Genomic DNA, 26631 nt, shown 5'->3' with positions numbered 1-26631 from the left:
CTAGTGATCGGGTTGCCGGCCTGCCACGGGAGCCGTACGCTAACAAGACGGACGTACGGTTTGGGAGGCAGTGATGTGGGACCCGACGACCTACCTGCGCTACGGCGACGAGCGATCCCGGCCGTTCCACGACCTGGTCGCGCGGATCCCGGCCGACCGGCCCCGGACGATCGTCGACCTCGGCTGCGGCCCCGGCCAGCTCACCGCCACCCTCGCCGAACGCTGGCCGGCGAGCCGGGTACGCGGCCTGGACTCCTCGCCCGAGATGATCGACCGAGCCGCCGCCCTCGGCGCCCCCGTCGACTTCGCCGTCGCCGACCTGCGCGACTGGCGGCCCACCGGTGACGAGGACGTGGTGGTCAGCAACGCGGCGCTCCAGTGGGTGCCCGGCCACCAGGAGCTGCTGCGTCGCTGGGCCACCGAGCTGCCCGCCGGCGCGTGGCTCGCCATGCAGGTCCCCGGCAACTTCACCGCCGCCTCCCACCGGGCGTTGCGCCAGGTCGCCGACGGGCCGGCCTGGCGGGCCGAGATCGCCCCGCTGCTGCGCGCCGACCCGGTCGACGACCCGGCCGACTACGCGGCACTGCTGACCGCCGCCGGGTGCGCGGTGGACGCCTGGGAGACTACCTACGTGCACCTGCTGCCCGCCCGGCCCGCCGCCGACCACCCGGTGCTGGCCTGGATGGAAGGCACCGCGCTGCGTCCGGTCCGGGCCGCGCTGGACGCCGCCGGCTGGTCGGCCTTCCGGGCCGAGCTGGGGGTACGCCTCGCCGCCGCCTACCCGGTCCGGCAGGGTCAGGTGTACTTCCCGTTCCGCCGCGTCTTCGTCGTCGCCCGCACCGGCGACCGTGCAGAGGAGAGTCCGTGACCGACCCGTCCGCCTTCATCGCCGGCCTGCCCAAGGTGGAGCTGCACGTGCACCACGTCGGCTCCGCCTCGCCCCGGATCGTCGCCGAGCTGGCCGCCCGCCACGAGGGACGCACCCCCGTGCCGGCCGACCCGGAGGCGCTCGCCGACTACTTCAAGTTCCGCGACTTCGCGCACTTCATCGAGGTCTACCTGAGCGTCGTGGACCTCATCCGGGACCCGGAGGACGTCTGGATCCTCACCCACGAGGTGGCCCGGGAGCTGGCCCGCCAACAGGTCCGCTACGCGGAGCTGACGATCACCCCGTACTCGCACGTGCGGCGGGGCATCCCCGCGCCGGCGTTCTGCGAGGCGATCGAGGACGCCCGCAAGCGCGCGACGGCCGACTTCGGCATCGAGCTGCGCTGGTGCTTCGACATCCCGGGCGAGGCGGGCCTGCCCGCGGCCGAGGAGACGCTGCGCATCGCCCTTCAGGAGCGCCCGGACGGGCTGGTCAGCTTCGGTCTGGGTGGCCCGGAGATCGGGGTACCCCGGCCGCAGTTCCGGCCCTACTTCGACCAGGCCCGCGCCGCCGGGCTGCGTTCGGTGCCGCACGCGGGGGAGACCACCGGCCCGCAGACCGTCTGGGACGCGCTGCACGAGCTGGGCGCCGAGCGGATCGGGCACGGCATCTCCGCCGCGCAGGACCCGGAGCTGCTCGCGTACCTGGCCGAGCGGCAGATCGGCATGGAGATCTGTCCGACGTCGAACGTCCGGACCCGCGCGGTGGCCACCCTCGACGAGCACCCCCTGCCAAAGCTGGTCGAGGCGGGGCTGCTGGTCACCATCAACTCCGACGACCCGCCGATGTTCGGCACCACCCTGAACGACGAGTACGCGGTGGCGGCCCGCCTGCTCGGGGTCGGCCCCGAGGGGCTGGCCGGACTGGCCCGCAACGCGGTGACCGCGTCCTTCCTCGACCCCGACGGCAAGCAGCGGATCACGGCCGAGATCGACGCGTACCTCGCCGCCGGCTGAGCGAGGGGGCGGGTCGGGAGGAGCGGGGCGCGCGGCGGGAGCGTGGGTGTGGGGGGACCTGAGACTCCCGCCGCGCGCGCGGCTTCACCGGTCGTGGGTGCACGGAGGCGCGCTACGACCGGTGAAACTGGTGGGTTCGTGTACTGATCCTGTCAGCTGGTGGCCGGTCCAGCCCGGTCGTTAACCGCGATCTAAGGAAGACTTGCGACGGCCCACAACCCGGTCAGTCGTCGGTGGGACGCTGACGCGGCCAGCGCCGTCCCGCACCCTTGGTGTCCCGGGCGTCGCGGGCCATCCGTCCGACCAGACCGAAGCGGCTGACCTGCCGCGGCGTCGCCTCCGGATCGGCGAGGAGCATCACCACGCTGGCCCCGCCCAGCCGGGCCCGGTCGATGCTCACCGACCCGTTGGCCTGCAACGCCACCCGCTTGGCGATGTCCAGGCCGAGCCCGGTCGAGCCCTGGTCACTGGTGCCCCGTCGCAGCGCCCGGTCCGGGTTGGCGATGCCGGGGCCGGCGTCGTCGATCCGGATCGCCACGTAACCGTCGCGCCGCGACACGGCCACCTCGAACGCCGTGCCCTGCGGGGTGTACCGGAAGACGTTGCCGATCACCGCGTCCAGCGCGGCGGCCAACTCGGCCCGGGGCACCGGCGCGGGGATGCGCAGTTGCGCGCCGTTCACCCGGTGTGGTCGGTTCTGGTCGCCAGCGAGGGCCGCCCAGAACACCATCCGGTCCCGGACCACCTCGCTGACGTCACACATCGCCGGCCCGGCCTCGTGCGCCACCGACTTGCGGGTCGTCTTGATCAGCACGTCGATCTCACCCTCCAGGGTGACGATCGCCTGCCGGATCCGCCGGATGCCGCGCAGCCGGTCCAGCTCCGCCGGGCTGAACGACCCCACGCTCGTGTCGTCGGACTCCAACGCCTCCGCGTCCAGGCGCAGCACGGTCAACGGGGTACGCAGACGATGCGACAGATCAGCCACCAGCTCCCGCTCGTCGGTGCGGGCCGCGTCCAGCCGGTCGGCCATCCGGTTGAAGGCGTACCCGGCCTCGGCCAGCTCGCGCGGACCGGTCGGCTCGACGCGCACCCCCAGGTCGCCGTCGCCGATGGACAGCGCGGCCCGGACCAGACCTCGGGTCGAGTCCACCGCGCGGGCGGCGACCCGGTCGACCACCAGCACCGCCGCGCCGGCCATCGCCGCGCCGACCGCGAACAGCAGCAGCCAGGTGCCACCGGCACCCTCGCCCAGCGTCGACTCCGGAAGGAACACCTCGACCACGGCCGTGCGGTCACCGAGAACGACCGGGTCGAGCCGGATCACGCCCCCGTCCACGTCGACGACCCGCGACCGTCGGTCGGCCCGGGCCCGGTCCAGGTCGCCGCCGGTGGCTCGACCGGCCGACTCGTCCAGACCCAGACCGTGCACCACGGGCCGGGTCGGCGCGCCCTCGGCGCTCGCCACCACGGCCCGCTCGACGACCGCCGGGTCGGTGCTCACCGCCAGCGCGCCGGTGACCAACGCGCTGCGTCGGGCCGCGTCGGCGATCGCCTCGTCCCGGCTCTGCTCCCGCAGGCTGAGCCCGAGCGGGATCAGGAACGCGAGCGCGACGAGACTGCACATGCTGGCCGTGAGCAGGGCCAGCGCCGTCCTCAGTCCGGTGCCACCAGCCGGAATCCGACCCCCCGCACGGTGCGCAGGTAGCGCGGCTTCGCCGCGGACTCGCCCATCTTTCTGCGGAGCCAGTACAGGTGAACGTCGATGGTCTGATCCTCGCCGACCGATGGCTGCCGCCATACCTCCTCCAAGAGTTCCCGGCGGGACACTACCCGCCCAGGTCGTGCGGCGAGATACGCCAACAGGTCGAATTCCTTGCGGGTCAGCGCCAGCGGCTCCCCGTCGAGTTGGGCGCTGCGCTCGCCCACGTCCACCCGCAGCCCGCCGACGCTGTGCACCGCGGGCTGCACCGTCCGGCTGGCCCGTCCGGCCCGCCGCAGCACGGTGGTGATCCGCGCGTCCAGGTGCGCCCCGGTGAACGGCTTGACCATGTAGTCGTCGGCACCGGCACGCAGCAGTTTGACCACCGACTGCTCGTCGTCGCGGGCGGTCGCGATGATGATCGGGACGTCGGTGATGCCGCGCAGCATCCGCAGCGCGTCCGAGCCGTCCAGATCGGGCAGGCCGAGGTCGAGCACCACCAGGTCGGGTGTCTCCGCGGCGACCCGACGCAGAGCGTCCAACGCCGTGCCCACGGCGTGCACGGCGTGCCCCCGGTCGGTGAGGGACCGCAGCATCGCGCCGCGTACGACGTGATCGTCTTCGACCAGGAGCACGGAGGCCACGACAAGACCGTACTTGGCCTGGCAAGTTGATCGCATTGCGGCGTGCCCGGCGAGCGGGCAAGCTGGTACGACGATGTCGTTCACCCTGTTCGTCGATGCCCGTCTGGCGCTCGCCCGGGACAGCCTCGCCGGTCTCTCGACCGGCGACGCGCTCGGCGCGCAGTACTTCGCGCCGGGGGCGGCGCCCTCGGACATCACCGCGGACGCGCTGCCGCCGGCCCCCTGGGAGTGGACCGACGACACCGAGATGGCCTGCTCGGTCCTCGCCGAGCTGGACCACTCCGGTGGCGTCGACCGCGACCGACTGGCCCTGTCCTTCGCCGAGCGGTGTGCTCCACGCCGGGGCTACGGGGCTGGCGCGATGGCGATCCTGGAGCTGATCCGCACCGGCACCCCCTGGCCACTGGCCGCCGCGTCCGCCTTCGACGGCCAGGGCTCCTGCGGCAACGGCGCGGCGATGCGCGTCGGTCCGCTGGGCGCGTACTTCGCCGACTCCACCGCTCGTGCCGCGGCGCAGGCCCGCGCCTCGGCCGAGGTGACCCACGCGCACCCCGAAGGCATCGCCGGCGCCGTCGCGGTGGCCGTGGCCGCCGCGCTGGCCGCCCGGGGCCGCCTCGACGGGCACCGGCCGGCACCGGACCGCCTGCTCGCCGGGATCGCCGCCGCGCTGGACCCGGGCACCGAGGTGCACCGGAGCGTGAGCCGGGCGGCTGGGCTGCTCGGCCGACCGGCGGAACGGGTGGTGGCGGAACTCGGCAACGGCTCCCGGGTGACGGCGCAGGACACCGTCGGATTCACCCTCTGGGTCGCCGCGACCCACCTCGACGACTACCCGACGGCGATCCGGACGTGTGTCCGGGCCGGCGGTGACATGGACACCACGGCCGCCATCGTCGGAGCGATCGTGGCCGCGTACACGGGTGTCGGCACCCCGGGCGGGGTGCCCGAGTCGTGGCTGGCCGCCCGCGAGCCGCTACCTACCTGGCTTCCCTGACAAAGGGGGTCGCTCCGCGCCTGGTGGGCGGCCTGCGCCTGGTGGGCGGCCTGCGCCTGCGGGTTGGCCTGCCGCCCTGCGGGCTGGCCTGCGTCGGCGCGGGCTGCCCTGGCCACGATCAACTCGGCTTCCTGCAACTCGGTGCTTCCGCGCGGCGTGGATGGCACGGTTTCCGGAAAGCCGAGTGGATCACCGCTAAATCGGGCTGTCCGTGCGGCCTGGATGCCGCGGTTTTCGGTAACCGGAGTGGATCACCGCGCCGCTGCGGGCACAGCGGCCTGGGGATCGGCGGGCTGGGGACCAGCGGGCTGGAGATCGCCGGGCTGGGGGTCGGTGGGCGCGGCGATGTCGTTCGCGCGGCCGGTGACCTCGGTGGGCGCGGCGATGTTGTCCGCGCGGTCGGTGATCTCGGCGGGTGCGGCGGTCTCGTTCGTGCGGCCGGTGATCTCGGCCAGGGTCGCGGCCTCGTCCGGGTCGCCGGTCACCTCGGCGAGCGCCGCGGCCTCGTCCGGGTCGCGTCGGCGCCACCGGCTGACCAGCCAACCGATCGCCGCGCCGCCACCCAGCCCGGCCAGCAGACCGGCGGCCAACATCCCGTCGGCGCTGCCCTCGTCGGCACCGCCCGACCGGGCCGGCGGCGCGGCGTCGGCACCGTTGTCCGCGGCAGCCGGACCGCCCGCCGCCGGACCGCCGTGCCCGCCGTGTGCGGCCGGACCCGCCGCGCCGGGCGCCGCCGGCAGCAGGGTGAGCGCCGGCGCCCGGTGCGGGCCGGCGGCGTCCGCCCACCGGACCACCGTGCCGTCGGCGTACGTCTGGACGACCTCGAAGGTGAGCCGCTCCGCCTGCGGCATCGGCCCCATGGACAGCGCCAGCCGGGCCGGGCCGGGCTCGCTCTCGCCCACCCGGACCCAGGTCACCGCCGTGGTCACCGTGCTCACTCCGGAGGAGTGGATGCCGGCCACCGGCTTGTCCAGGGTGCGGGAGCTGATCCGGGGCGCCCAACCGTTCACCGACATGGGGTAGACCTCGGCGATCGGCGCGTCGGCCGGCAACCGGACCTCGATCTGGTTGGTCTTCGTGCCGGCCCGCTCCTCGGGGACGGTGAACTCCAGGCGTACGGCGTCGCCCTGTCGGGCCTCGCTCGGAGTGGTCGTCACGTCCACCGCGCGTGCCGCGCCGGGCCAGAGCAGCAGCCCGGCGGCGGTCACCGCGGTCACCGCCGCGATCCGCCGCCGACGTCCACCACCGTGCGTGCTCGCCATCTCGTGTCCCCATCCCTGTCGACGCGACCGGCACCGGTTTCCGGCCACACCTTCTAGTTCGGCTCCGGGGCGCGAAAGGTTCAACGCCGGCGGTAAGGAAGGTGCCGTTCCCGGTCGGGGGCGGGCCGACCGATAGCATCGGCAGGAGCCGAGGATCGGCACCGTTTCGTACCACTTGGAGGAGTCACCGTGTCCGCACCCCGTACCCCCGCCGTGGCCGACCCCGTCGTCGTCGCCGCCGGGACCACGGCGGCCGACGCGGTGGCCGCGGCCGGACTGCCCGCGAACGGCCCCAAGGCGATCGTCGTGGTCCGCGACCCGCAGGGTCAGCTCCGCGACCTGGACTGGGCGCCGGCCGAGGAGACCGTCGTCGAGCCGGTCAGCCTGGACTCGCCCGACGGGCTGAACGTGCTGCGCCACTCCACCGCGCACGTGCTCGCCCAGGCCGTGCAGGACATCTTCCCCGAGGCCAAGCTGGGCATCGGCCCGCCCATCGAGAACGGCTTCTACTACGACTTCGACGTCGACAAGCCGTTCCAGCCCGATGACCTCAGCAAGCTCGAGAAGCGCATGCAGGAGATCATCAAGTCCGGGCAGCGGTTCCGTCGCCGCCGCTTCGGCAGCCTGGACGAGGCGCGCTCCGAGCTGGCCGACGAGCCGTTCAAGCTGGAGCTGATCGAGGTCAAGGGCGAGGGCCTGGACACCGACGAGGTGATGGAGGTGGGCGGCGGCGAGCTGACCATCTACGACAACCTCGACGCCAAGGAGGACAAGGTCTGCTGGTCGGACCTGTGCCGGGGCCCGCACCTGCCGACCACCCGCCTGATCGGCGCGTTCAAGCTGATGCGCTCGGCCGCCGCGTACTGGCGGGGGTCGGAGAAGAACCCCCAACTACAGCGGGTGTACGGCACGGCGTGGCCGACCCGCGACGAGCTCAAGGCGTACCTGAAGCTGTTGGAGGAGGCCGCCCGGCGCGACCACCGCAAGCTCGGCGCGGACCTCGACCTGTTCAGCTTCCCCGACGAGATCGGCTCCGGCCTGGCGGTCTTCCACCCCAAGGGCGGCATCATCCGCCGCGAGATGGAGCACTACTCGCGCCAGCGGCACGAGGCGGCGGGGTACGAGTTCGTCAACACCCCACACATCACCAAGGCGCAGCTGTTCCAGACGTCCGGTCACCTGCCGTACTACGCGGACACCATGTTCCCGCCCATGCAGCTGGAGGGCGCGGACTACTACCTCAAGGCGATGAACTGCCCGATGCACAACCTGATCTTCAGGTCGCGCGGGCGGTCGTACCGGGAGTTGCCGCTGCGGATGTTCGAGTTCGGCACGGTCTACCGGTACGAGAAGTCCGGCGTCGTGCACGGCCTCACCCGGGTCCGCGGTCTGACCCAGGACGACTCGCACATCTACTGCACCCGCGAGCAGATGGCCGGGGAGCTGTCCGCGCTGCTCAGCTTCGTGCTGGACCTGCTGCGCGACTACGGCCTGGACGACTTCTACCTGGAGCTGTCGACCCGCGACGACTCGCCCAAGTTCATCGGGGCCGAGGAGGACTGGGCGGAGGCGACCGAGGCGCTGCGGACCGCCGCCGCGACCTCCGGCCTGGACCTGGTGCCCGACCCGGGCGGCGCGGCGTTCTACGGGCCGAAGATCTCCGTGCAGGCCCGCGACGCGATCGGCCGGACGTGGCAGATGTCGACCATCCAGGTCGACTTCAACCAGCCGGAGCGGTTCGGGTTGGAGTACCAGGCCGCCGACGGCACCCGCCAGCGGCCCGTGATGATCCACCGGGCGCTGTTCGGGTCGATCGAGCGGTTCTTCGGGGTGCTCACCGAGCACTACGCGGGCGCGTTCCCGGCCTGGCTGGCCCCGGTGCAGGTGGTCGGCATCCCGATCCGCGAGGACCACACCGACTACCTGCACGGCTTCGTCGCGGCGCTGCGCGCCGAGGGCATCCGGGCGCAGGTGGACGCGGGCGACGACCGGATGCAGAAGAAGATCCGTACGGCGCAGCAGCAGAAGATCCCGTTCATGGTGATCGCCGGCGACGACGACGTGGCCGCCGGCACGGTCTCCTTCCGCTACCGCGACGGCTCCCAGCGCAACGGGGTGCCGGTCGCCGAGGCGGTGACCCACATCCTGGACGTGGTCAGCTCGCGGACGAACATCGGCCCGTCCGCCGCCGCCGCCGAGTAACGGAACCGCCGCGGCCCGCGTCCCGCTCGCGGCCCGCCCGCGTCCCGCATGATCGCGCTCGATCCGGGATGTAGTGGCCTCCTCGCCGAGGGAGGCCACTACATCCACGTTCGAGCGCGATCTTCCCCGGGACGTAGCGCCCGGACGCGGCGTGGGTGTCAGATACCGCAGGTCGGTGCGGACCAGCCGCCGACGGCCGCTACGTGGGTGTGGTCGTTGTGGTCCGGGTAGCCGGGGCCGAGGATCTGCCCGAAGCCGTGGTAGCGGGCCTGCTGGGCCAGTCGGCAGAGCGACGGTGACCCGACGAGGTCCACCGCGTCTCCGTACAGGTGCCGGCTGTTGGACGCCCCGCCGACCGCGCTGTTGCAGGCGTAGCTGCGGAAGCTGCTGCTGATCGAGATGGCCACGCCGCCGAGGGCGTGCCGCAGGGCTTGGAGCTTCCACATCGAGACGAGCGCGTTGGCTCGCGCGGTGCTCGCCGCGACCGCACCGCCGGACCAGTCGCTGTTGCACCTGTTCAGCTCGGGATAGCTGAAGTTGGCGGGTGTGCAGTCGTCGTCCTGGAGGGCGTAGAGCCGGTTGAACGTCTGTGGGCCGGCGATGCCGTCCGCGGGCAGCCCGTACGCCTGCTGGAAGCGGATCACCGCCGACCGGGTGGCGGGGCCGAACGCGCCGTCGATGGTGAGCACCGCACCGTAGCCGGGGTAGCCGGCGACCCGGATCTGGAGTTGCCGGACGTCGTCGCCGGACGCCCCCTGGGACAGGGTGCGACCCCAGGTGTAACAGCCGTCCGCCTGTGCGGCGCCGGCGGTGAGGGTGATGCCGGCCACTGTGGTGGCGGCGGTCAGGGCGAGTGCCGCGAGGAGCCGGCCGAGCCGTCGGATCATGGGTGACCCTCCATCGATACATGCACGGATCTGGATGTATGGAATCTTCAGGGCTTGGCATTGATCCGTCAAGAATGTGCAGCACCCGGGTTTCCCGGCGACGGGTGTCGCGGTCCGACGGGACGGCTCCGTAGGATCGGCTCGTGACAGGGGCGGAACGGCACACGGACATCGACGGCATGGCGGACGGTCTGGATCGGCTCTGGACGCCGCACCGGATGACCTACATCTCCGGCGAGGACCGCCCGGCCGAGGGCTACGAGAAGCCCACCGGCTGCCCCTTCTGCCGGGCACCCAAGCTGCCGCCGGAGGACAGCCTGGTGGTGGCCCGTGGTGAGCACGTGTTCGTGGTGCTCAACCTCTATCCGTACAATCCAGGGCACCTGCTGGTCTGCCCCTACCGGCACGTCGCCGACTACACCGACCTGGACCTGCCGGAGACCACCGAGCTGGCGTCGTACACCCAGACCGCCATGCGGGTGATCCGCAAGGTGAGCAACGCGCACGGCTTCAACCTGGGCATGAACCAGGGCGGGGTGGCCGGCGCCGGCATCGCCGCGCACCTGCACCAGCACGTGGTGCCGCGCTGGGGCGGCGACGCCAACTTCATGCCGGTGATCGGCCGTACCAAGGTCCTGCCGCAACTGCTCGGCGACACCCGCGACCTCCTCGCCCGCGCCTGGCCGTCCTGACCGCCGGCCGCGCGACGGCCGGGCACGCGGCCGTCCGCCCCGGGCGCGGTCAGTCGCCGCGCCGATCATGCCGCACCCGGACCGTCTCCGTGGGCCCGCGTATCCGCCCGCGGATCTGCTCGTCCCGACCAGGTGAAGGTGGCACGATCGGCCGATGGCAGTCACGACGCGGACGTTGGGACGCAGCGGCATCGAGGTCAGCGCCCTCGGCATGGGGTGCTGGGCGATCGGCGGCCCCTGGGCGGAGGGCACGCAACCGCTGGGCTGGGGCGCGGTCGACGACGACGAGTCCGTGCGGGCGGTCCGCCGGGCGCTCGAGGAGGGCATCACCCTCTTCGACACCGCCGACACGTACGGCGCCGGGCACGGCGAGCGGGTCCTCGGCCGCGCGCTCGCGGGCCGCCGGGACGAGGCGGTGATCGCCACCAAGTGGGGTTACACCTTCGACGAGGCGAGCCGGCAGGCCACCGGGGAGGACGCGTCGCCGACGTACCTGCGCCGGGCCGTGACGGACTCGCTGCGGCGGTTGGGCACCGACCGGATCGACCTCTACCAGTTGCACCTGGCCGACCTGTCGGTGCCGCGGGCGCAGGCGCTGGTCGGCACCTGCGAGGACCTGGTCGCCGAGGGCCTGATCCGGGCGTACGGGTGGAGCACCGACCGGGTCGACCGGGCCACCGCCTTCGGTCACGGCGCCGCCGGTGCCACCGCCGTGCAGCACACCCTGTCGGTGCTGCGGGACGCCCCCGAGTTGCTCGCGGTCTGCGACAAGTACGACCTGGCCAGCGTCAACCGGGGACCGCTGGGGATGGGCCTGCTCACCGGCAAGTACTCGGCCGGGTCGGTGCTGCCCCGCGACGACGTACGCGGGTTGACCCCCGGGTGGTTGGAGTGGTTCCGCGGTGGCCGGCCCGCACCGGAGTGGCTGCGCCGGGTCGGGGCGGTCCGCGCGGCGCTCACCGCCGATGGGCGCACCCTCGCCCAGGGGGCGCTGGGCTGGATCTGGGCGCGCAGCGGCCGCACCATCCCGATCCCCGGCTGCCGTACGGTCGCCCAGGTCGAGGAGAACGCCGCCGCGCTGCACCGGGGTCCGTTGCCGGCGGACCAGTTCGTCGAGGTGGAGCGCCAGTTGGCGGCCCTGCGCACCGCCGCCCTGCTGGACGCCGACCGCCCCCACCGGCCCCCTCCCGCGCACCCCACCGTCCACCCCTGAGGCGGGGCGAGGGTCAGGGGGTGTGTTCCTTGCGGATCTGGTCGGCCAGGTGGGCGGGCATGGGGTCGTGGCGGACGTACTGACGGCGGAAGGTGCCGGTGCCAGCCGTCAGGGAGCGCAACTCGACGGCGTAGCGCAGCAACTCGGTGGCCGGCACCTCGGCGCGCACGAGGGTGCGGCCCTCGGTGTCCGGGTCCGGTTCGGTGCCGAGCACCCGACCGCGCCGGCTGGACAGGTCGCCCAGCACCGCGCCCACCGAGCCGTCCGGCACCCGGATGGTGACCTCGTCGATCGGCTCCAGTAGCGCGGGCTGACCACGGTCGGCGGCGTCCCGCAGTGCCAGCGCGCCGGCGGTCTGGAAGGCCGCGTCGGAGGAGTCGACGCTGTGCGCCTTGCCGTCGACCAGGGTCACCCGCAGGTCCACCACCGGGTGGCCGGCGACCAGGCCGCGCTCCAGTTGGGCGCGGACGCCCTTCTCCACCGACGGGATGTAGTTGTGCGGCACCGCGCCGCCGACGACCCGGTCGACGAACTCGACGCCGCTGCCCGGGGGCAGGGGCTCGACCTCGATGTCGCAGACCGCGTACTGGCCGTGCCCACCGGACTGCTTGACGTGCCGGCCGTGCCCCGTCGCGGGCACGGTGAGCGTCTCGCGCAGCGACACCGTGACCGGCTCGGTGTCCAGCTCGACACCGCCGGCGCGCAGCCGGTCGAGCACCACGTCGGCGTGGGCCTCGCCCATGCACCAGAGCACCAGCTGGTGGGTCTCCGGGTTGCGCTCCAGCCGCAGCGTGGGGTCGCCGGCGACCAGGCGGGCGAGGTTGCGGGCCAGGGCGTCCTCGTCGGCGCGGCGGTGGGCGACGACCGCCACCGGCAGCAGCGGCTCCGGCATCTCCCAGGGGGCGATCAGCAGCGGTTCGTCCCGGGCGGAGATGGTGTCGCCGGTCTCGGCGCTGCCCGACTTGGTGATCGCGCAGATGTCGCCGGCCACGCAGAGCGGCACCTCCCGCAGGGTGGCGCCCAGCGGGGTGAAGATGTGCCCGACCCGCTCGTCGGCGTCGTGGTCGGGGTGCCCGCGTTCGGCCATGCCGTGACCGGACACGTGCATGGTCTGGTCGGGGCGCAGCGTGCCGGAGAAGACCCGGACCAGCGAGACCCGGCCGACGTGGCGGTCGATGGTGGTCTTGACGACCTCCGCGACGAGCGGCCCGGCCGGGTCGCAGGTCAGCGGCGGACGCGGCGAGCCGTCGACGCCGGTCACCGCCGGCAACTCGTGCTCCAACGGCGACGGGAACGCGGCGGTGAGCACCTCCAGCAGCACGTCCAGCCCCACCCCGGTCTCGGCGCAGACCGGTACCACCGGGTAGAAGTGCCCCCGCGCGACGGCCTTCTCCAGGTCGTCGATGAGCACCTCGGTGCTGATCTCCTCGCCGTCGAGGTAGCGGTCCATGAGGGTCTCGTCCTCGCTCTCGGCGATGATCCCCTCGATCAGCTCGTCGCGGGACTCGTCGATGGCCCGCTGGTGCTCCGGGTCTGGGTCGCGGACGTCGGCGGGCAGTCCGGCGGAGTAGTCGAATACCCGGCGGGTGATCAGGCCGAGCAGACCCTCGGTGGACACGCCGTCGTCGCCGAGCATCGGCAGGTAGAGGGGCATCACGTTGTCGCCGAAGAGGCGCTGGCAGAGCGCCACCGTCTCGTCGACGTCGGCGCGGGGCTGGTCCAGTCGGGAGACCGCGACCGCGCGGGGCAGGTCGACCGCCGCGCACTCCTCCCACAGCGCGACGGTGGCCGCGTCCATGCCGCCCGCCGCGGAGACGACGAAGAGGGCGGCGTCGGCGGCCCGCAGCCCGGCGCGCAGTTCGCCCACGAAGTCGGCGTACCCGGGGGTGTCCAGCAGGTTGACCTTGATGCCGTTGTGCAGCAGCGGCGCGCAGGACAGGCTGACCGACCGCTGTTGGCGGACCGCGGCGGGGTCGTGGTCGCCGACCGTCGTGCCGTCGACCACGGCGCCGGCCCGGCCGATCGTGCCGGTGGCCGCGAGCAGGGCCTCGACAAGCGTCGTCTTGCCCGCGCCGGAATGCCCGACGAGCACCACGTTGCGAACCCGCGCGGGCTCGGTCACCACCGGCGCGCCGCCGGTGGAACCCTTCTCATGCTTCTGCGCCATGGGGCGCACCTCCCTCAGCCGGTGGTGGGTGGCGACCGCCGCGCGACGGTAAGCGGCCCGGGGCGAGTGCGCGGCAGTATCCTCCGGTGGTCTCGTGCACAGCGGGAACGGGACGGGTGGGCGGGTGAGCTGGCTCACCCTCCGCCTCGATCTCACACCCGTTGCCGGGTAGGCACAAGCCTCTCCCGGGCGGGTCGGAGGGGCGGCCGTATCGGCGGACCTGGGCGGACCGTTATCGTGGGGACCGCCATGGCGAAGATCTTCCAAGTGTCGGCCCGCGCGGGGATGACCCGCGTCGTCGAGCCGATTGCCCGTGCCCTGCTGCGCGCGGGCGTCACCCCCAATGCCGTCACCGTCGCGGGCACCGTTGGTGTGCTCGTCGGCGCGCTCGGCCTCGGTGCCCGCGGCCATCTGGTCGCGGGCGCGTTGATCGTCACCCTGTTCGCGCTCACCGACCTGCTCGACGGGACGATGGCCCGGATGAGCGGCGGCTCCACCAGGTTCGGCGCGTTCCTCGACTCAAGCATGGACCGGGTCGCCGACAGCGCCGTCTTCGGTGCCGTCGCGTACTGGCTGGCCACCCAGGGCAACTACTCCGGGGTGGCCGCCGCGTTGGTCTGCCTGGCCGCCGGCAGCCTGGTCTCCTACGTCAAGGCACGCGCCGAGGGGCTCGGCATGACCTGCAACGTGGGCATCGCCGAGCGCACCGAGCGGCTGCTGATCGTCGGGGTCGGCGGCATCCTCACCGGCCTGGACGTGAAGCCGGCGCTGGAGATCGCGCTCTGGCTGCTCGCCGCCGTGTCGATCTTCACGGTGGGGCAGCGGATGGCGCACGTCTACCGCCAGGCCCAGCAGCTCCAGCCGGACGGCCAGGCGTGAGCGGCGCGTCCACGGCCCCGCGCCGGGCGACCGGCGGCCGGGCCGCGTGAACCTCACCGAGCTGGGCTACGTCGCCGGCTGGCGGGTGGTCCGCGCGCTACCCCGGCCGCTGGTGGCGGCGGCGTTCCAGGCGGGCGCGGACCGCGCCCACCGCCGCGGCGGAGGGGGTACGGCCCGACTGCGCGCGAACCTGCGCCGGGTGGTCGGCCCGGAGCTGCCCGAGGCCGAGCTGGACGATCTCGTGAAGCGAGGGCTCCGCTCGTACGCCAGGTACTGGATGGAGGCGTTCCGGCTGCCCGCGTTGAGTCGGGCGCAGATCCTGTCCGGCTTCCGACTCGACGGCGCCGAGCTGCTCGCCGCCGACGTGGCCGCGGGCCGGGGCGCCGTGGTGGCCCTTCCCCACGCCGGCAACTACGACGCCGCGGGCGCCTGGGTGGCGGCCACCGGCTGGCCGATCACCACGGTGATGGAACGGCTCAAGCCGGAGGGCGTGTACAAGCGTTTCGTGGCCTTCCGGGGAAGCGTGGGCATGGAGATCCTGCCCACCCACGGGGGGTCGCGTCCGGCGTTCGACGTGCTGCTGGACCGGGTGCGTGCCGGTGCCGTGGTGCCGTTGCTCGCCGACCGGGACCTCTCCGCCCGGGGGGTGGAGGTGGACTTCTTCGGCGGTAGGACCCGGATGCCGGCCGGGCCGGCGCTGCTCGCGTTGCACACCGGAGCGCCGCTGTACGTGGCCTCGATGTGGTACGAATCGGATGCGGCGTGCGCGTCGCTCGCCGGCCCGCTGCCGGTGCCGGGGCCCGAGGCGGGGCCCCTGGACCAGCGGGTCCGGTCGCTGACCCAGCTGATCGCCGACGGTCTGGCGGCGGGTATCGCCCGGCATCCGGAAGACTGGCACATGTTGCAGCGGATGTGGCTGGACCAGCGGGGGTCGGGGGACGGCACGGCGCTGCCCTCCTCGGCCGCCGGTCCGGCCTGAGGAGGTGGTGGGCACGGTGGGACGGTGTGCCGCGGTCGTGGGCGGGGGGCGCTGACGCATGCGGATCGGCATCGTGTGCCCGTACTCCTTCGACGTCCCCGGCGGGGTGCAGAACCACGTGATGGACCTGGCCGAGGCGTTGATCGCGCTCGGCCACGAGGTCAGCGTGCTCGCCCCGGCCGACGAGGATTCGCCGCTGCCGGAGTACGTGGTGTCCGCCGGTCGTGCCGTGCCGCTGCCGTACAACGGTTCGGTGGCCCGGATCGCGTTCGGCCCGGTCTCCACCGCCCGGGTCCGGCGTTGGATCATCAACGGCGACTTCGACGTGCTGCACGTGCACGAGCCGCTCACGCTGAGCCTGTCGCTGCTGGCCGTGCTCTCCGCGCGCGGCCCGGTGGTGGCGACCTTCCACACCGCGATGACCCGGTCCCGGGTGCTGGCCGCCGCGCAGGGTGTGTTGCAGATCGTGTTGGAGCGGATCACCGCCCGGATCGCGGTCAGTGCGTTGGCCCGCAAGGTGCAGGTCGAGCACATGGACGGCGGGGCGGTGGAGATCCCCAACGGGGTGGCCGTGGCGAAGTTCGCCGACGTCGAGCCGTTGCCGGGCTGGCCGGGGGAGTGCGCCCCGGGCACCGGCGGCACCCTGGGCTTCCTGGGCCGGTTCACCGAGGCGCGCAAGGGCTTCCCGGTGCTGCGCGACGCGTTCGTGGCGTTGGCCGCGACCCGGCCGGGGCTGCGGTTGCTGGTCGCCGGCCCGGGCGACCCCGACGACCTGTACGACCAGTTCCCGGCCGACCTGCACGAGCGGGTCACGTTCCTGGGGCTGGTCACCGAACCGGACAAGGCGCGGATGTTGCGCAGTGTGCACCTCTACGTGGCACCGAACACCGGCGGCGAGTCGTTCGGCATGATCCTCACCGAGGCGTTGGCCGCGGGTACCACGGTGGTGGCCAGCGACCTGGACGCGTTCCGGCGGGTGCTCGACGGCGGGCGGGCCGGTCGGCTCTTTCCCACGGGCGACCCGGTGGGGTTGCGTGACGCGGTGACCGAGTTGCTGGACGACCAGGCCGCGCGGGCCGCGTTGAGCGCGTGCGGCGATCAGGTCGTGGCGAATTTCGACTGGCCGGTGGTTGCTCGCCGCGTTGTGGAGGTATACGCAGCGGCGATCGAGGCAACCGACGGGCGGGTCATCGACCAGGAATGGGTGGGGCTGGGCTGAGCCGGTGGGACGGATGGTGCGGACGACGACCGGGGTGACCGGTGTGGCCGCGCCCAATCGGAGGCGAAACGGAGCAGCACTACGATGCCGCACATGTGGTGGGTGGTGGCCGCGATCGTGGTCCTGGGGCTGGTCGTGGCGTACCTCGTCTGGACCGCCGGTCGGGTGCAGCGGTTGCAGGGCCGTGCGGAACTGGCGGCGCGGGCACTCGACGCCCACCTGCTGCGCCGGGCCGCGGCGGCCGCCGTGTTGGCCGAGCGGCGCTTCGGTGTCGAGTTGTACGCGGCGGCCCGGATCGCCCTGGACGCCAGCCCGGACGAGCGGGAGGCGGCGGAGAACGACCTGACCCGGCAGTTGCGGGGTGTCCAGTTGGATCCGGGTGATCCGGACTGTGGGTCGGTCATCGCCGCCAGTCGCCGGCTCGCGCTGTCCCGGCAGGTGCACACGGACCTGGTCCGGGACGCCCGCTCGGCGCGGAGTCGCCCGTTGGTGCGGTTGTTGCGGATGGGACGGGGCCGGGAGTGGCCGCGTTACTTCGACATCGACGATCCGACCCTCACCGTCCCGGCGGACGTTCCCGCGAGCTGACCCGGGCGGTCGCCGGGGAGCCGGTGACCAGGGCCACAGGGCAGGCCACCGGGGGTCTGATTGGCTGTCGGTACGGCGTTGACCCGCGCGTAGCATTTTTCCTGCCCCCGCCGGAGCCCGTCCAAGGAGCGATGACCCGTGCCCGAGAACACCGCGTCGAACGCCGGTACCGCCCCCGTCGTCGGAACGGCCCGCGTGAAGCGTGGCATGGCCGAGATGCTCAAGGGCGGCGTGATCATGGATGTGGTCAACGCCGAGCAGGCCAAGATCGCTGAGGACGCGGGCGCGGTCGCGGTGATGGCCCTGGAGCGGGTGCCCGCCGACATCCGCGCGCAGGGCGGGGTGTCCCGGATGAGCGACCCCGACATGATCGACGGGATCATCGGGGCGGTCTCCATCCCGGTGATGGCCAAGGCCCGCATCGGCCACTTCGTGGAGGCGCGGATCCTCCAGTCGCTCGGGGTGGACTACGTCGACGAGTCCGAGGTGCTGACCCCGGCCGACTACGCCAACCACATCGACAAGTGGGCGTTCACGGTGCCCTTCGTCTGTGGCGCGACCAACCTGGGCGAGGCGCTGCGGCGGATCACCGAGGGGGCGGCCATGATCCGCTCCAAGGGTGAGGCGGGCACCGGCGACGTCTCCAACGCCACCACCCACATGCGGAAGATCCGTCAGGAGATCGCCCGGCTGTCGTCGCTGCCGGCCGACGAGCTGTACGTCGCGGCCAAGGAGTTGCAGGCCCCGTACGAGCTGGTCAAGGAGGTCGCCGAGAGCGGCAAGCTGCCGGTGGTGCTGTTCACCGCCGGCGGGATCGCCACCCCGGCCGACGCGGCGATGATGATGCAGCTCGGCGCGGAGGGCGTGTTCGTCGGTTCCGGCATCTTCAAGACGGGCAACCCGGCTCAGCGGGCCGCCGCGATCGTCAAGGCCACCACCTTCCACGACGACCCGGACGTGCTGGCGAAGGTCTCCCGTGGTCTGGGCGAGGCCATGGTCGGCATCAACGTCGACGAGATCCCGCAGCCGCACCGCCTGGCCGAGCGGGGTTGGTAGGCATGGGCGCACCCACCATCGGTGTGCTCGCGCTCCAGGGCGATGTCCGGGAGCACCTGGCGGCGTTGGCCGCGGCGGGCGCGGACGCCCGCCCGGTCCGCCGTCCGACGGAACTGGACGCGGTGGACGGCCTGGTCGTCCCCGGCGGTGAGTCCACCACCATCAGCAAACTCGCCGACATCTTCGAGATGCGCGAGCCGATCGACAAGCGCGTCGCCGACGGCATGCCGGTCTACGGCTCCTGCGCGGGCATGATCATGTTGGCGACCGAGGTGCTCGACGGTCGACCCGACCAGCGGGGCTTCGCCGGTATCGACATGACCGTGCGGCGCAACGCGTTCGGCCGGCAGGTCGACTCGTTCGAGGCGCCGGTGACCATCACCGGGGTGGCGGGTGAGCCGTTCCACGCGGTCTTCATCCGGGCGCCGTGGGTCGAGCGGGTCGGCGCCGGGGTGCAGGTGATCGGGTCGGTGACCGGTGGGCCGGCGGCCGACCGGATCGTGGCGGTCCGCCAGGGCAACCTGCTGGCCACCTCGTTCCACCCGGAGCTGACCGGTGACCTACGCGTGCACGCGTACTTCGTGGATCTGGTCCGCACCGCTTCGGCGTGACCCGTCGCTCAGCCGGCGACCGCGCGCAGGTGCCCCGGGCGGCGGCCCGCCAACTCGTCGAGCGCGGTCGCCGTGGCGGCGTCGGCGGGCAACTGCACCACCAGTCGCTGCGGGTCGGCCTCGGCCAGCTCCAGCGTCTCGACGTCGAGGCGGAGCAGCCCCGCGTCCGGGTGGCGCACCGTCAGCAGGCCGGCCCGTGCGGCGGTCACCGGTCGCCGCCGCCAGCGGTCGGTGAACGGCGCTCCCACGGTCCGGGCCAGCCGCTCGGCGAACGCGTCGCTGGCCGGGTCGCCGCGGCGCAGCAGGTGCAGCTGCGCGACCTGCTGGTCGGCCACCGCCGACCACTGCGGGTAGTGCTCGCGGGCCCGCTCGTCGGTCAGCACGAACCACACCAGGTTCGGTTGCGATCCGTCCAGCAGGCCGAGCGGGCGGGCCAGCCGGTCGAACGGTTCGTTCCAGGCCAGCACGTCGCCGAGTCGGTTGAGCACGTACGCCGGGGTGTCGCGTAGCGCGTCGAGCATGGCGCGGACCGTTGGCCGTACGGTGCGGGACACCGCCGGCCGGTCGCCCGAGCAGAGGTGCCGGGCGTGCTGGGCCGAGGCGAGCTGCCGCAGGTGTTCCCGGTCGGCGCTGTCCAGGCGCAGCGCGTCGGCGAGCGCGGCGAGGATCTCCGGCGACGGCCGGGTGTCGCGGCCCTGCTCCAGCCGGGTCAGGTACTCCACGCTGACCTGCGCCAACGTCGCCAGCTCGGCCCGGCGCAGCCCCGGGGTGCGTCGGCGCGGCCCCTCGGCGAGACCGACCTCGGCCGGTTGCCGCGCCTCGCGGCGACTGCGCAGGAACGCGCCCAGCTCTCCGTCCATCACCGACCCAGTCTGGCAGCCGGCGCTGGCCGATGGGTGTCCCTGGCAGGGCCATCCTCGCGGCGGTCTCCCCGGCCCGTCCCGTCGCGCACAGGATCGTGGTCATGACAAACGCACAGAGCCCAGGACCGCTGCGGATCGGTCTGATCGTGGGCAGCACCCGTCCCGGCCGGCGCGGCGCGGCGATCGCCCGGTGGGCCATGGAGGTCACCGAGCGGCACGAGGCGGTCCGCGCCGGGGACGCCGTCTGCACGCTCGTCGACCTCGCGGAGCAGGAGTTGCCACTGCTCGACGAGCCGGTGCCGGCACTGTTCGGCGACTACCGGCACCCGCACACCCGGCGGTGGGCGGCGGTGGTGGACGCCTGCGACGCCTTCGTCTTCGTCACCCCGGACTACAACCGCTCGATCCCGGCCGCGCTCAAGAACGGCATCGACTACCTGTACGCGGAGTGGACCGACAAGGTGGCCGGGGTGCTGAGCTACGGCGTGCAGGGCGGTAACCGGGCAGCCGACCACCTGCGGGCGATTCTGACCGAGGTACGGACGGTGGTGGTGCCGACCGGAGTGGCCCTGTCGATCTTCACCGACTTCGACTCCACCGGGGCCGACCCGGGTGACCCGACCGCCGGCCGGTTCGCGCCGGGTGACGGCCGGGAGGCGGAGTTGTCCACCATGCTCGCCGAGGTCGTGACCTGGTCCCGAGCGCGGCGTTCGGTCGACCCGGCACGGGTGGCGGCCGGTGCCGCGGAGCTGGTGGGCTGAGATGGAGACCATGCTGATCCGGTACCGGGTGCGTCCCGAGCACCTGGCCGAACATCTGCGGCTGCTCGGGGCCGTCCACGAGGAGTTGGCCCGGACCAACCCCGCCGGGCTGCGCTACCTGACGTTGCGGCTCGACGGTGGCCGGAGTTTCGTCGAGGTCGTGCTGGGTCCGGACCTGCCCGGCCCGCTGCCCGCAATGGAGTCGTTCCGGCGCTACCGGGCCGGGCTGGATGATCGGTGCGACGAACGGTCGATGGTCGAGTGCACGGTGACGGGGTCGTACGGATTCGGGATGTGACTCCGTTTTCCCCACGTCTGCCCGATTCGGGCGGGCGTGGGGACGTCGCCGCGCGCGGTGCATGACAGCGACCCGGGGGACGTCGGTAGGATTGCGGAGATTCGGCAGGGCCATCTGCCCGCCACGGCTTCCACCAGAGCTGACCGGCACCTCCGCGTGCGCCGGCGGGAGCGGGGCGTGAGCGGTGCGGTCGATGCAGCCGGCGGCTAGCAACGGAGGTAGAAGATGTCCGGCCACTCAAAGTGGGCGACGACCAAGCACAAGAAGGCCGTCATCGACGCCAAGCGCGGCAAGATGTTCGCCAAGCTGATCAAGAACGTCGAGGTGGCCGCACGGATCGGCGGCGGCGACCCCACCGGCAACCCGACGCTCTTCGACGCCATCCAGAAGGCGAAGAAGAGTTCGGTGCCGAACGACAACATCGACCGCGCGGTCAAGCGGGGCTCCGGCCTGGAGGCAGGCGGCGCCGACTGGCAGACGATCATGTATGAGGGCTACGGGCCCAACGGCGTCGCCCTGCTGATCGAGTGCCTCACCGACAACCGCAACCGGGCGGCGACCGAGGTGCGTACCGCGCTGACCCGCAACGGCGGCTCGCTCGCCGACGCCGGCTCGGTGTCGTACATGTTCTCCCGCAAGGGCGTGGTGATCGTGCCGAAGGAGGCCACGTCCGAGGAGGACGTGATGATGGCCGTCCTCGACGCCGGCGCCGAGGAGGTCAACGACCTCGGTGAGGCGTACGAGGTGGTCTCCGAGCCGACCGACCTCGTCGGAGTGCGCACCGCGTTGCAGGACGCCGGCATCGAGTACGAGTCGGCCGAGTCCTCTCTCGTCCCCAGCATGAACGTGCCGCTGGACGAGGACGGCGCCCGCAAGATCTTCAAGCTGATCGACGTCCTGGAAGACTGCGACGACGTGCAGAACGTCTACGCGAACTTCGACGTCAGCGACGACGTGATGGCCGCGGTCGACGCCTGACCCACGTACGGTCGCGCTGATTCCCGCCGGGCCACCCGTCGCCCGGCGGGAGTCAGCGGCCCGACCTGCTCCGCCGTCAACCCGGGCGGAGCGTCCGCGCCGCCCGGCGCCCCGCGACTCGGTACGATCCGTCGGTGAGCGAGGACGTGCTGGCGGAGTTGGTGCTGGACCGGTTCGCGCCGGGCGACGTGGTCGTGCGGCGTGAGATCCTGCGCGGCGAGGTGTGGTTCGGCTGCCCGACGATCGTCGTCGAGGATTCGCCCGACCTGCTCGCCCTCTACCTTCCGCCGGGCGCCGAGTTCGGCTTCCCCACCGCTGGCGTCTTCCCGTGTGGGCGTCACCCGTGGGAGACCGCCGGGCACCGCTCCTGGTCGGGGCACGGCAAGCTGATGCTGCAACGCCCCGGTGAGGCGCACTCCGTCGACGTCTTCTGGACCGGCCCCGGGCGCGACTTCGCCGGTTGGTACTTCAACCTCCAGGACCCGGTCCGGCGTACGCCGATCGGGGTGGACACGCTGGACCACGAGTTGGACCTGTGGTGGGGCGCGGACGCCGACTCCTACGTCTGGAAGGACGTGGAGATCTTCGCCCAGCGTCTCGTCGAGGGCCGCTATCCGGGCATGGGGGATGCCATCCAGGCCGAGGGTGACCGGATCGCGGCGCTGCTCGACGCGGGGCAGCGCTGGTGGGATCCGGCGTGGGCGGCGTGGCAGCCCGACCCGGCCTGGTCGGCGTCGCCGCTGCCCGCCGGCTGGGATCGGGTGCCGCCAGCCCGCTGAGCGGCCGTCGATCCACCGGAGTCGTCAGCCTCCCGGCAGGCCGTCGACCAGGAACATCTGGTCCGCGCCGTTGGTGCACCGCTCGACGAGCGCCTCGGCCGACACCTCGGTGTCGTCGTCGCGGAGCCCGACGCACAGGTCCGAACTGGTCAGCCGGATGCGGTACGAGGCCGGCGCGGCCGCGGTCGGCTCGAAGCGGAACAGTTGGAACGGGTCGGTCGTGCTGCACCTCTGCGTTGGTTCGAGCAGGTTCTGGCCGGGGTTGCCGTCGATGACGCTCAGGCAGCCCGTCCCGTGCTCCGGGTGGTCCCACTTGATGAAGTACAGCCCGCCGGCCGCCGGCTCCAGGTAGGTGTCGGGTGGGGTGGCGTCCGCGCAGGGACGCTGCACCATCACCTCGCTCCGATAGCGGCCGGTGCGGTCGTGCCCCTCGCTGAGGCAGAGCTGCGGGCTGCGGGCTGGGCGGATCTGGCTCAGGCGTGCGTTCGGCCCGATCGTCGGACTGGTGTCGACGTCCGGGGTGGCCGAGGGACCGTCGGATGTCGAACTGGCCGGTGCGCCGCGCTGGCCGGTGTCCTGGTCGTCGTCGGGGCGCTGGATCCAGAAGCCCAGACCGAGCACCGCCAGCAGGGCCCCGACGACGACGAGCGTCAGCGGCGTACGCCGGGCGAACCAGCGCGCCCGGTCCGGGGTTTCGCGCTCCACCACGGGTGCGGTGCTGCCGCTCGGCCGGCCCTCGGCAGTGCTGCTGGTCGACGGCGACGGGTCCGAGGTGGTGTCGTCGTCGGTCGGCTGCTGGTCCGGCCCGGTCGGTGTGTACGCACCCACCGCGAGACGGTGCCGCGCCCGTAGCCATGTCTCGACCTGATCCTCGGCACCGCAGGCGCGAACGAACGCGGCCACCACCTCCGGTCGCGGCAATGTGGAGCGGCGCAGGATGTCCGCCGCGGTGCTGCGAGCCAGCACGTCACCCGCCGCCGAGGCGCGCTGCTCCAGTTGCCGGTACGTGAGTCGCGACCGGTCCTTGAGCTGACGCAGCATCTCGATGAACTCGGTCGGGTCGGCCGCCTCGTCCGGTCGAAGTTCCCCCGTGGTCATCGTCCAATTCTCCTGATATCGGCGGGTCGGTGGCAAGTCAACGTCGAGCGACTGTCCGAGATGGTCGGACAAGACCCGGACAAGCCGCCCTGAGCTGCCTGGACATCGCAGCCCCTCGAGCAGGGCATTGTTCTCGTGGAAGGGCTTATCTAGCGTCTTTTCTCGATGGCCGTGCCGCTGGTCGCGGATGGCCGGTGGGCTCGGACCCGCACCGGTCCGAGCCGGACGAATCGACAACACGGGGGGACTTGATGGATGACGCTGCCCGGGATCCGGTGCCACAGGTGGCCACGGCGAGCGAGTACGTGGCGTTGCTCAGGGACGTGCGACGGCGCTCCGGCCTGACCTATCGGGAGATCGCCCGACGCGCCTCGGCGGCGGGACACTGGCTGCCGCCGAGCACCCTCGCCTCGATGCTGGGGCGGACAACGCTGCCTCGGGAGCGTATCGTCCTGTCGCTGCTGGTGGCCTGCGGCATGACGGCGGCCGAGGTCGACCGATGGGTGGAGATGCGGAGGGGCCTCGAGGCGCGCCTCAGCGAGCGGGATCGGTCAGAGAGCCACGCGGCACCGACCGACGTCGCCCCGTCCGCGACCGCCCAGGTGGGCGTCGGCCCCAGCGTCGGACCGGCAACGCCGCGACCCGGGGCGCCCTGGCCGTCCCGTCGCTGGCTCCGTCTGGCGACGCTCGCGGTGCTCGGCGTGCTGACGGTCGGGATCTCCGGTGCGCTGCTACCCGGTGCGGCGGGCTGGAGGTGCCGGCGGACGGCTGGTTCGGCTCGGACACCACCAGCCGGGTGATCGCCTTCCAGGCGCTGGGTGGCCTGCCGGTGAGTGGGACAGTGGATGGGCGGGTGCTGGACGCATTGTCGGGCGAGCCGATCGTGCCGGCGACCTGGCCGGAGGACCGGATCGGCAAGCACCTACGGCGGGTGGGTGACGCTCCCCGTTCGGCCCGTGGACCGGACGGGGAGCGTCCCCCCGTTCACACCGACTGACGGCTCACGGCCGCAGGCGGTTGGCGTAGACGTACGCCCCGACGGCGTCGCCGGTGGCGATCCCGGCTTCGGCGTCGAATCGGTAGTGCACGCCCAGGTAGATCCGGCTTAGCGCGTTCTCCTCGGCGGCATGACCGAAGCCGCTCATACGCCGGACGACGCCCTCTGCGTGCGGATCGTCGGTGGTGGCGTCGAAGGCGATCGCGTCGGTGCCGAAGAACCTGCGCATCACCGCCGCCCAGGCCCCGGCGAAGGTGGCGTGCCCGGAGACGTAGGCCGGGAAGGCCGGCGAGAACGAGACGCCGTTCGTGTCCTGCGACAGCGGCTGCCATCCGCCGCCGATCGCGCTCTCCGGCCGCCACAGGTCGATCTCGGTCAGGTACTTGGCGTCCCAGGCGGCGATGGCGGCGTCGGCGAGTGCCAGGGCGACCAGCCCGAAGAGCCGAGCGTTGGCCAGGATGCCGAGTTTCCGCTGCTTGGCAACGATCTGGGTGTGCTCGAAGAGTTGGCCCGGTGGCCGGTAGGTGGCCGCGAGGTCGTTGGCCCAGAAGAACGCGATCTGCGTCTGGTCGGAGGTGCGCAGAGACTGTCCCTTGGCGCCGTATGCGCGGACCTCCTCGACCTGGTCGACGTACTCCTGCTTGCCGAGCAGGTCCTCGTAGTCGACGGCGTCGGCGGGTAGGTCCGGCCGGAACTGGTCGCCGGAGGTCAGCGCGAACGGGGTGACCAGGCCCCACTTCGGGCTGATCGCGTCCTCGCCGTCGGTGGGTCGCCACGACCCCGGCACCCCCTCCACCTGGTACGGATCCTCGTTGTCGGAGCCGTCGTTGGTGCGGGCCTGAAGGTTCGCGGCGGCGGCTGCGGCGCCGACCGTGTTGCCTCGCGTGACCTCTGCGCCATTCACGCCGGACGGCCGGCGGGCAACGGCCCGATCCATGGCCGAGGAGAAGGAGCGGTCGTACAGAGCGGTCAGCACGTCGTGCGCCGCCTGGTCGATGGCCGCGTGCAGGGACGGTGCCACGACGTTGTCCATGGTGCCCGGGTAGCTGACCGGCACCCGTACCCGGTAGGGATTGCCGACCCCGGTGACCGAGACGGCGGCGTCGTGCATCGCCGCGTGCAGGATGGCCGCCTGTCGGGACAGGGCGGTGGGCGGTAAAGGCAGACCCTTGAAGGTGTCCAGCAGGATGCCGTTCCAGTACAGGACAGGGTCGGTGTTCGGGTCGACGGCCAACGGTGTGAGCGAGATGTTGTCCAACCGGACCGTCGAGGCGGCATGCCCGCCGAAGTGGAACAGGAGCACCGCTCTGGGGTCACCGAACGGCGAGGCGAAGTCGAAGGTGAACCGGCGCATCGTGGACGTCAGCGTGACGTTCTGGTCGACCGCGGAGGTGAAGGGCGTGTTCGCCCGGGAGACCGAGACGCGCAGCGGGCGGCTGACGTCGGCGGAGGCGTCAAACTGCAGCCGGTACGGCTGCGCGGCCGTCACCCCGAACTCGAAGTGGCCGACCAGGTCCTCGTAGGTGGGGTCGTCGACTGTCGCGCTGGTGCGGATGCGCAGCTGCCCGGCGTTGACCGTCGTGCTGGTCGAGGCGAGGCGGGTCCACCAGGGCTGGGTGCTGCCGTTGTCGAACGTGCCGTTGAGGATGAGGTCGCCCGGGGCGGCGGCGGCCGGCGCGGGCCGGACGAGGGCCGCGAGGGTGCTGGCGAGGACGACTGCGAGCAGCATGCTGAGCAGGCGACGGAGTTGCCGTCCGTGGTTGTGGTGCCGCGGGTCGATCGGTGGGTTCATCGAGAGCCTTTCCGGTCCGGGACCGGCGACGACGAGGTCGTTGCCGTGAGGATCGGCTCACCGTAGGAGCGTTCGCCCTGTTCACG

The 26631-nt window shown here is 72.6% G+C and carries 26 protein-coding genes; 18 read left to right on the top strand and 8 right to left on the bottom strand.

Translation table 11 applies throughout. The features are described 5' to 3' along the window. The first annotated feature begins 73 nt into the window (after positions 1-73). Entirely contained in the window at positions 74-868 is a 795-nt protein-coding gene (locus tag AB0C01_RS00990) for a trans-aconitate 2-methyltransferase (protein WP_357569896.1), read from the top strand. Beyond that, positions 865-1884 (top strand): adenosine deaminase, encoded by a 1020-nt coding sequence (locus AB0C01_RS00985; RefSeq protein WP_357569895.1) that lies wholly within the window; start codon positions 865-867, stop codon positions 1882-1884. Before AB0C01_RS00990 ends, AB0C01_RS00985 begins: the two co-directional genes overlap by 4 nt. Positions 1885-2107: 223 nt before the next feature. On the opposite strand, the gene AB0C01_RS00980 is transcribed toward AB0C01_RS00985, so the two are convergent. Continuing rightward, a complete protein-coding gene (locus AB0C01_RS00980; RefSeq protein WP_357245390.1) occupies positions 2108-3511 on the bottom strand; it encodes a HAMP domain-containing sensor histidine kinase in 1404 nt (467 codons plus the stop codon). 29 nt (positions 3512-3540) lie between these two features. Next, positions 3541-4230 carry a response regulator transcription factor gene (locus AB0C01_RS00975; RefSeq protein ID WP_030489108.1) on the bottom strand — a complete coding sequence of 230 codons (690 nt, stop codon included), beginning with the start codon at positions 4228-4230 and terminating at the stop codon, positions 3541-3543. A gap of 73 nt (positions 4231-4303) precedes the next feature. Between AB0C01_RS00975 and AB0C01_RS00970 the strand changes: the two genes are divergently transcribed. Next, the gene (locus AB0C01_RS00970; RefSeq protein ID WP_357245388.1) at positions 4304-5224 is read left to right on the top strand and encodes an ADP-ribosylglycohydrolase family protein; all 921 of its coding nucleotides are present in this window, start codon (positions 4304-4306) and stop codon (positions 5222-5224) included. Between the two features lie 251 nt (positions 5225-5475). Here the strand turns inward: AB0C01_RS00970 and AB0C01_RS00965 are convergent, their stop codons facing one another. Continuing rightward, positions 5476-6486 (bottom strand): DUF1775 domain-containing protein, encoded by a 1011-nt coding sequence (locus tag AB0C01_RS00965; RefSeq protein ID WP_357569894.1) that lies wholly within the window; start codon positions 6484-6486, stop codon positions 5476-5478. A 189-nt stretch (positions 6487-6675) separates the two neighbouring features. Between AB0C01_RS00965 and thrS the strand changes: the two genes are divergently transcribed. Beyond that, positions 6676-8688 (top strand): threonine--tRNA ligase, encoded by a 2013-nt coding sequence (thrS, locus tag AB0C01_RS00960; RefSeq protein WP_357245384.1) that lies wholly within the window; start codon positions 6676-6678, stop codon positions 8686-8688. Between the two features lie 158 nt (positions 8689-8846). Here thrS and AB0C01_RS00955 read toward each other — a convergent pair whose 3' ends face one another. After that, the gene (locus AB0C01_RS00955) at positions 8847-9575 is read right to left on the bottom strand and encodes a D-Ala-D-Ala carboxypeptidase family metallohydrolase (protein ID WP_357245382.1); all 729 of its coding nucleotides are present in this window, start codon (positions 9573-9575) and stop codon (positions 8847-8849) included. A 179-nt stretch (positions 9576-9754) separates the two neighbouring features. On the opposite strand from AB0C01_RS00955, the gene AB0C01_RS00950 reads away from it, so the two are divergent. After that, complete coding sequence (locus AB0C01_RS00950) at positions 9755-10267, top strand: HIT domain-containing protein (RefSeq protein ID WP_357570243.1); 513 nt, start codon at positions 9755-9757, stop codon at positions 10265-10267. 154 nt (positions 10268-10421) lie between these two features. Beyond that, complete coding sequence (locus AB0C01_RS00945) at positions 10422-11480, top strand: aldo/keto reductase (RefSeq protein WP_357245380.1); 1059 nt, start codon at positions 10422-10424, stop codon at positions 11478-11480. Positions 11481-11493: 13 nt separating this feature from the next. Here AB0C01_RS00945 and AB0C01_RS00940 read toward each other — a convergent pair whose 3' ends face one another. Then, positions 11494-13647 (bottom strand): elongation factor G-like protein EF-G2, encoded by a 2154-nt coding sequence (locus AB0C01_RS00940; RefSeq protein WP_357569893.1) that lies wholly within the window; start codon positions 13645-13647, stop codon positions 11494-11496. Between the two features lie 249 nt (positions 13648-13896). On the opposite strand from AB0C01_RS00940, the gene pgsA reads away from it, so the two are divergent. The 6 genes from pgsA to pdxT all read left to right on the top strand — a co-directional run bounded on the left by pgsA (position 13897) and on the right by pdxT (position 18979). Beyond that, on the top strand, positions 13897-14526 hold the full coding sequence (pgsA, locus tag AB0C01_RS00935) for a phosphatidylinositol phosphate synthase (RefSeq protein ID WP_357245376.1): 630 nt from the start codon (positions 13897-13899) through the stop codon (positions 14524-14526). A 46-nt stretch (positions 14527-14572) separates the two neighbouring features. Next, a complete protein-coding gene (locus tag AB0C01_RS00930; protein WP_357245374.1) occupies positions 14573-15505 on the top strand; it encodes a phosphatidylinositol mannoside acyltransferase in 933 nt (310 codons plus the stop codon). A 58-nt stretch (positions 15506-15563) separates the two neighbouring features. Beyond that, a complete protein-coding gene (locus AB0C01_RS00925; RefSeq protein ID WP_357245372.1) occupies positions 15564-16724 on the top strand; it encodes a glycosyltransferase family 4 protein in 1161 nt (386 codons plus the stop codon). A gap of 84 nt (positions 16725-16808) precedes the next feature. Continuing rightward, entirely contained in the window at positions 16809-17312 is a 504-nt protein-coding gene (locus tag AB0C01_RS00920) for a hypothetical protein (RefSeq protein WP_357245370.1), read from the top strand. Positions 17313-17450: 138 nt separating this feature from the next. Further along, complete coding sequence (gene pdxS, locus AB0C01_RS00915) at positions 17451-18368, top strand: pyridoxal 5'-phosphate synthase lyase subunit PdxS (protein WP_357569892.1); 918 nt, start codon at positions 17451-17453, stop codon at positions 18366-18368. 2 nt (positions 18369-18370) lie between these two features. Continuing rightward, positions 18371-18979 carry a pyridoxal 5'-phosphate synthase glutaminase subunit PdxT gene (pdxT, locus tag AB0C01_RS00910; protein WP_357569891.1) on the top strand — a complete coding sequence of 203 codons (609 nt, stop codon included), beginning with the start codon at positions 18371-18373 and terminating at the stop codon, positions 18977-18979. Between the two features lie 8 nt (positions 18980-18987). Here the strand turns inward: pdxT and AB0C01_RS00905 are convergent, their stop codons facing one another. Next, positions 18988-19839, bottom strand: coding sequence for a helix-turn-helix transcriptional regulator (locus AB0C01_RS00905; protein ID WP_357570242.1), 852 nt, complete (start codon positions 19837-19839; stop codon positions 18988-18990). Between the two features lie 104 nt (positions 19840-19943). Between AB0C01_RS00905 and AB0C01_RS00900 the strand changes: the two genes are divergently transcribed. The 4 genes from AB0C01_RS00900 to AB0C01_RS00885 all read left to right on the top strand — a co-directional run bounded on the left by AB0C01_RS00900 (position 19944) and on the right by AB0C01_RS00885 (position 22658). Further along, the gene (locus tag AB0C01_RS00900) at positions 19944-20603 is read left to right on the top strand and encodes an NADPH-dependent FMN reductase (RefSeq protein ID WP_357569890.1); all 660 of its coding nucleotides are present in this window, start codon (positions 19944-19946) and stop codon (positions 20601-20603) included. 1 nt (position 20604) lies between these two features. Then, positions 20605-20901 carry a hypothetical protein gene (locus AB0C01_RS00895; protein ID WP_357245362.1) on the top strand — a complete coding sequence of 99 codons (297 nt, stop codon included), beginning with the start codon at positions 20605-20607 and terminating at the stop codon, positions 20899-20901. Positions 20902-21126: 225 nt separating this feature from the next. Continuing rightward, a complete protein-coding gene (locus tag AB0C01_RS00890; protein WP_357245360.1) occupies positions 21127-21879 on the top strand; it encodes a YebC/PmpR family DNA-binding transcriptional regulator in 753 nt (250 codons plus the stop codon). Positions 21880-22013: 134 nt separating this feature from the next. Then, a complete protein-coding gene (locus tag AB0C01_RS00885; protein WP_357245358.1) occupies positions 22014-22658 on the top strand; it encodes a DUF402 domain-containing protein in 645 nt (214 codons plus the stop codon). 24 nt (positions 22659-22682) lie between these two features. On the opposite strand, the gene AB0C01_RS00880 is transcribed toward AB0C01_RS00885, so the two are convergent. Beyond that, a complete protein-coding gene (locus tag AB0C01_RS00880) occupies positions 22683-23756 on the bottom strand; it encodes a helix-turn-helix domain-containing protein (RefSeq protein ID WP_357569889.1) in 1074 nt (357 codons plus the stop codon). Between the two features lie 251 nt (positions 23757-24007). Between AB0C01_RS00880 and AB0C01_RS00875 the strand changes: the two genes are divergently transcribed. Both AB0C01_RS00875 and AB0C01_RS00870 read left to right on the top strand, forming a co-directional pair. Next, positions 24008-24556, top strand: coding sequence for a helix-turn-helix transcriptional regulator (locus AB0C01_RS00875; protein ID WP_357569888.1), 549 nt, complete (start codon positions 24008-24010; stop codon positions 24554-24556). Then, a complete protein-coding gene (locus tag AB0C01_RS00870; protein ID WP_357245353.1) occupies positions 24553-24753 on the top strand; it encodes a hypothetical protein in 201 nt (66 codons plus the stop codon). Before AB0C01_RS00875 ends, AB0C01_RS00870 begins: the two co-directional genes overlap by 4 nt. 4 nt (positions 24754-24757) lie before the next feature. On the opposite strand, the gene AB0C01_RS00865 is transcribed toward AB0C01_RS00870, so the two are convergent. Further along, on the bottom strand, positions 24758-26545 hold the full coding sequence (locus tag AB0C01_RS00865) for a carbohydrate binding domain-containing protein (RefSeq protein WP_357245351.1): 1788 nt from the start codon (positions 26543-26545) through the stop codon (positions 24758-24760). Between the last annotated feature and the right edge of the window lie 86 nt (positions 26546-26631).

The organism is Micromonospora sp. NPDC048905 (genome assembly GCF_040649655.1).
Lineage (GTDB): Bacteria > Actinomycetota > Actinomycetes > Mycobacteriales > Micromonosporaceae > Micromonospora.
The sequence above is the reverse complement of the archived record's forward strand: the minus strand, read 5'-3'. Positions and strand labels throughout refer to the sequence as shown.

Excerpts from the sequence above, each read along its gene's own strand:
- pdxT (WP_357569891.1), top strand. The coding sequence starts at position 18,371 with ATGGGCGCACCCACCATCGGTGTGCTCGCGCTCCAGGGCGATGTCCGG.
- AB0C01_RS00945 (WP_357245380.1), top strand. The coding sequence starts at position 10,422 with ATGGCAGTCACGACGCGGACGTTGGGACGCAGCGGCATCGAGGTCAGC.
- AB0C01_RS00925 (WP_357245372.1), top strand. The coding sequence starts at position 15,564 with ATGCGGATCGGCATCGTGTGCCCGTACTCCTTCGACGTCCCCGGCGGG.
- AB0C01_RS00980 (WP_357245390.1), bottom strand. The coding sequence starts at position 3,511 with ATGTGCAGTCTCGTCGCGCTCGCGTTCCTGATCCCGCTCGGGCTCAGC.
- AB0C01_RS00905 (WP_357570242.1), bottom strand. The coding sequence starts at position 19,839 with ATGGACGGAGAGCTGGGCGCGTTCCTGCGCAGTCGCCGCGAGGCGCGG.
- AB0C01_RS00940 (WP_357569893.1), bottom strand. The coding sequence starts at position 13,647 with ATGGCGCAGAAGCATGAGAAGGGTTCCACCGGCGGCGCGCCGGTGGTG.
- AB0C01_RS00965 (WP_357569894.1), bottom strand. The coding sequence starts at position 6,486 with ATGGCGAGCACGCACGGTGGTGGACGTCGGCGGCGGATCGCGGCGGTG.
- AB0C01_RS00900 (WP_357569890.1), top strand. The coding sequence starts at position 19,944 with ATGACAAACGCACAGAGCCCAGGACCGCTGCGGATCGGTCTGATCGTG.
- AB0C01_RS00950 (WP_357570243.1), top strand. The coding sequence starts at position 9,755 with ATGGCGGACGGTCTGGATCGGCTCTGGACGCCGCACCGGATGACCTAC.
- AB0C01_RS00970 (WP_357245388.1), top strand. The coding sequence starts at position 4,304 with ATGTCGTTCACCCTGTTCGTCGATGCCCGTCTGGCGCTCGCCCGGGAC.
- AB0C01_RS00875 (WP_357569888.1), top strand. The coding sequence starts at position 24,008 with ATGGATGACGCTGCCCGGGATCCGGTGCCACAGGTGGCCACGGCGAGC.
- AB0C01_RS00890 (WP_357245360.1), top strand. The coding sequence starts at position 21,127 with ATGTCCGGCCACTCAAAGTGGGCGACGACCAAGCACAAGAAGGCCGTC.
- AB0C01_RS00990 (WP_357569896.1), top strand. The coding sequence starts at position 74 with ATGTGGGACCCGACGACCTACCTGCGCTACGGCGACGAGCGATCCCGG.
- AB0C01_RS00920 (WP_357245370.1), top strand. The coding sequence starts at position 16,809 with ATGCCGCACATGTGGTGGGTGGTGGCCGCGATCGTGGTCCTGGGGCTG.
- AB0C01_RS00955 (WP_357245382.1), bottom strand. The coding sequence starts at position 9,575 with ATGATCCGACGGCTCGGCCGGCTCCTCGCGGCACTCGCCCTGACCGCC.
- AB0C01_RS00895 (WP_357245362.1), top strand. The coding sequence starts at position 20,605 with ATGGAGACCATGCTGATCCGGTACCGGGTGCGTCCCGAGCACCTGGCC.
- AB0C01_RS00865 (WP_357245351.1), bottom strand. The coding sequence starts at position 26,545 with ATGAACCCACCGATCGACCCGCGGCACCACAACCACGGACGGCAACTC.
- AB0C01_RS00880 (WP_357569889.1), bottom strand. The coding sequence starts at position 23,756 with ATGACCACGGGGGAACTTCGACCGGACGAGGCGGCCGACCCGACCGAG.
- pgsA (WP_357245376.1), top strand. The coding sequence starts at position 13,897 with ATGGCGAAGATCTTCCAAGTGTCGGCCCGCGCGGGGATGACCCGCGTC.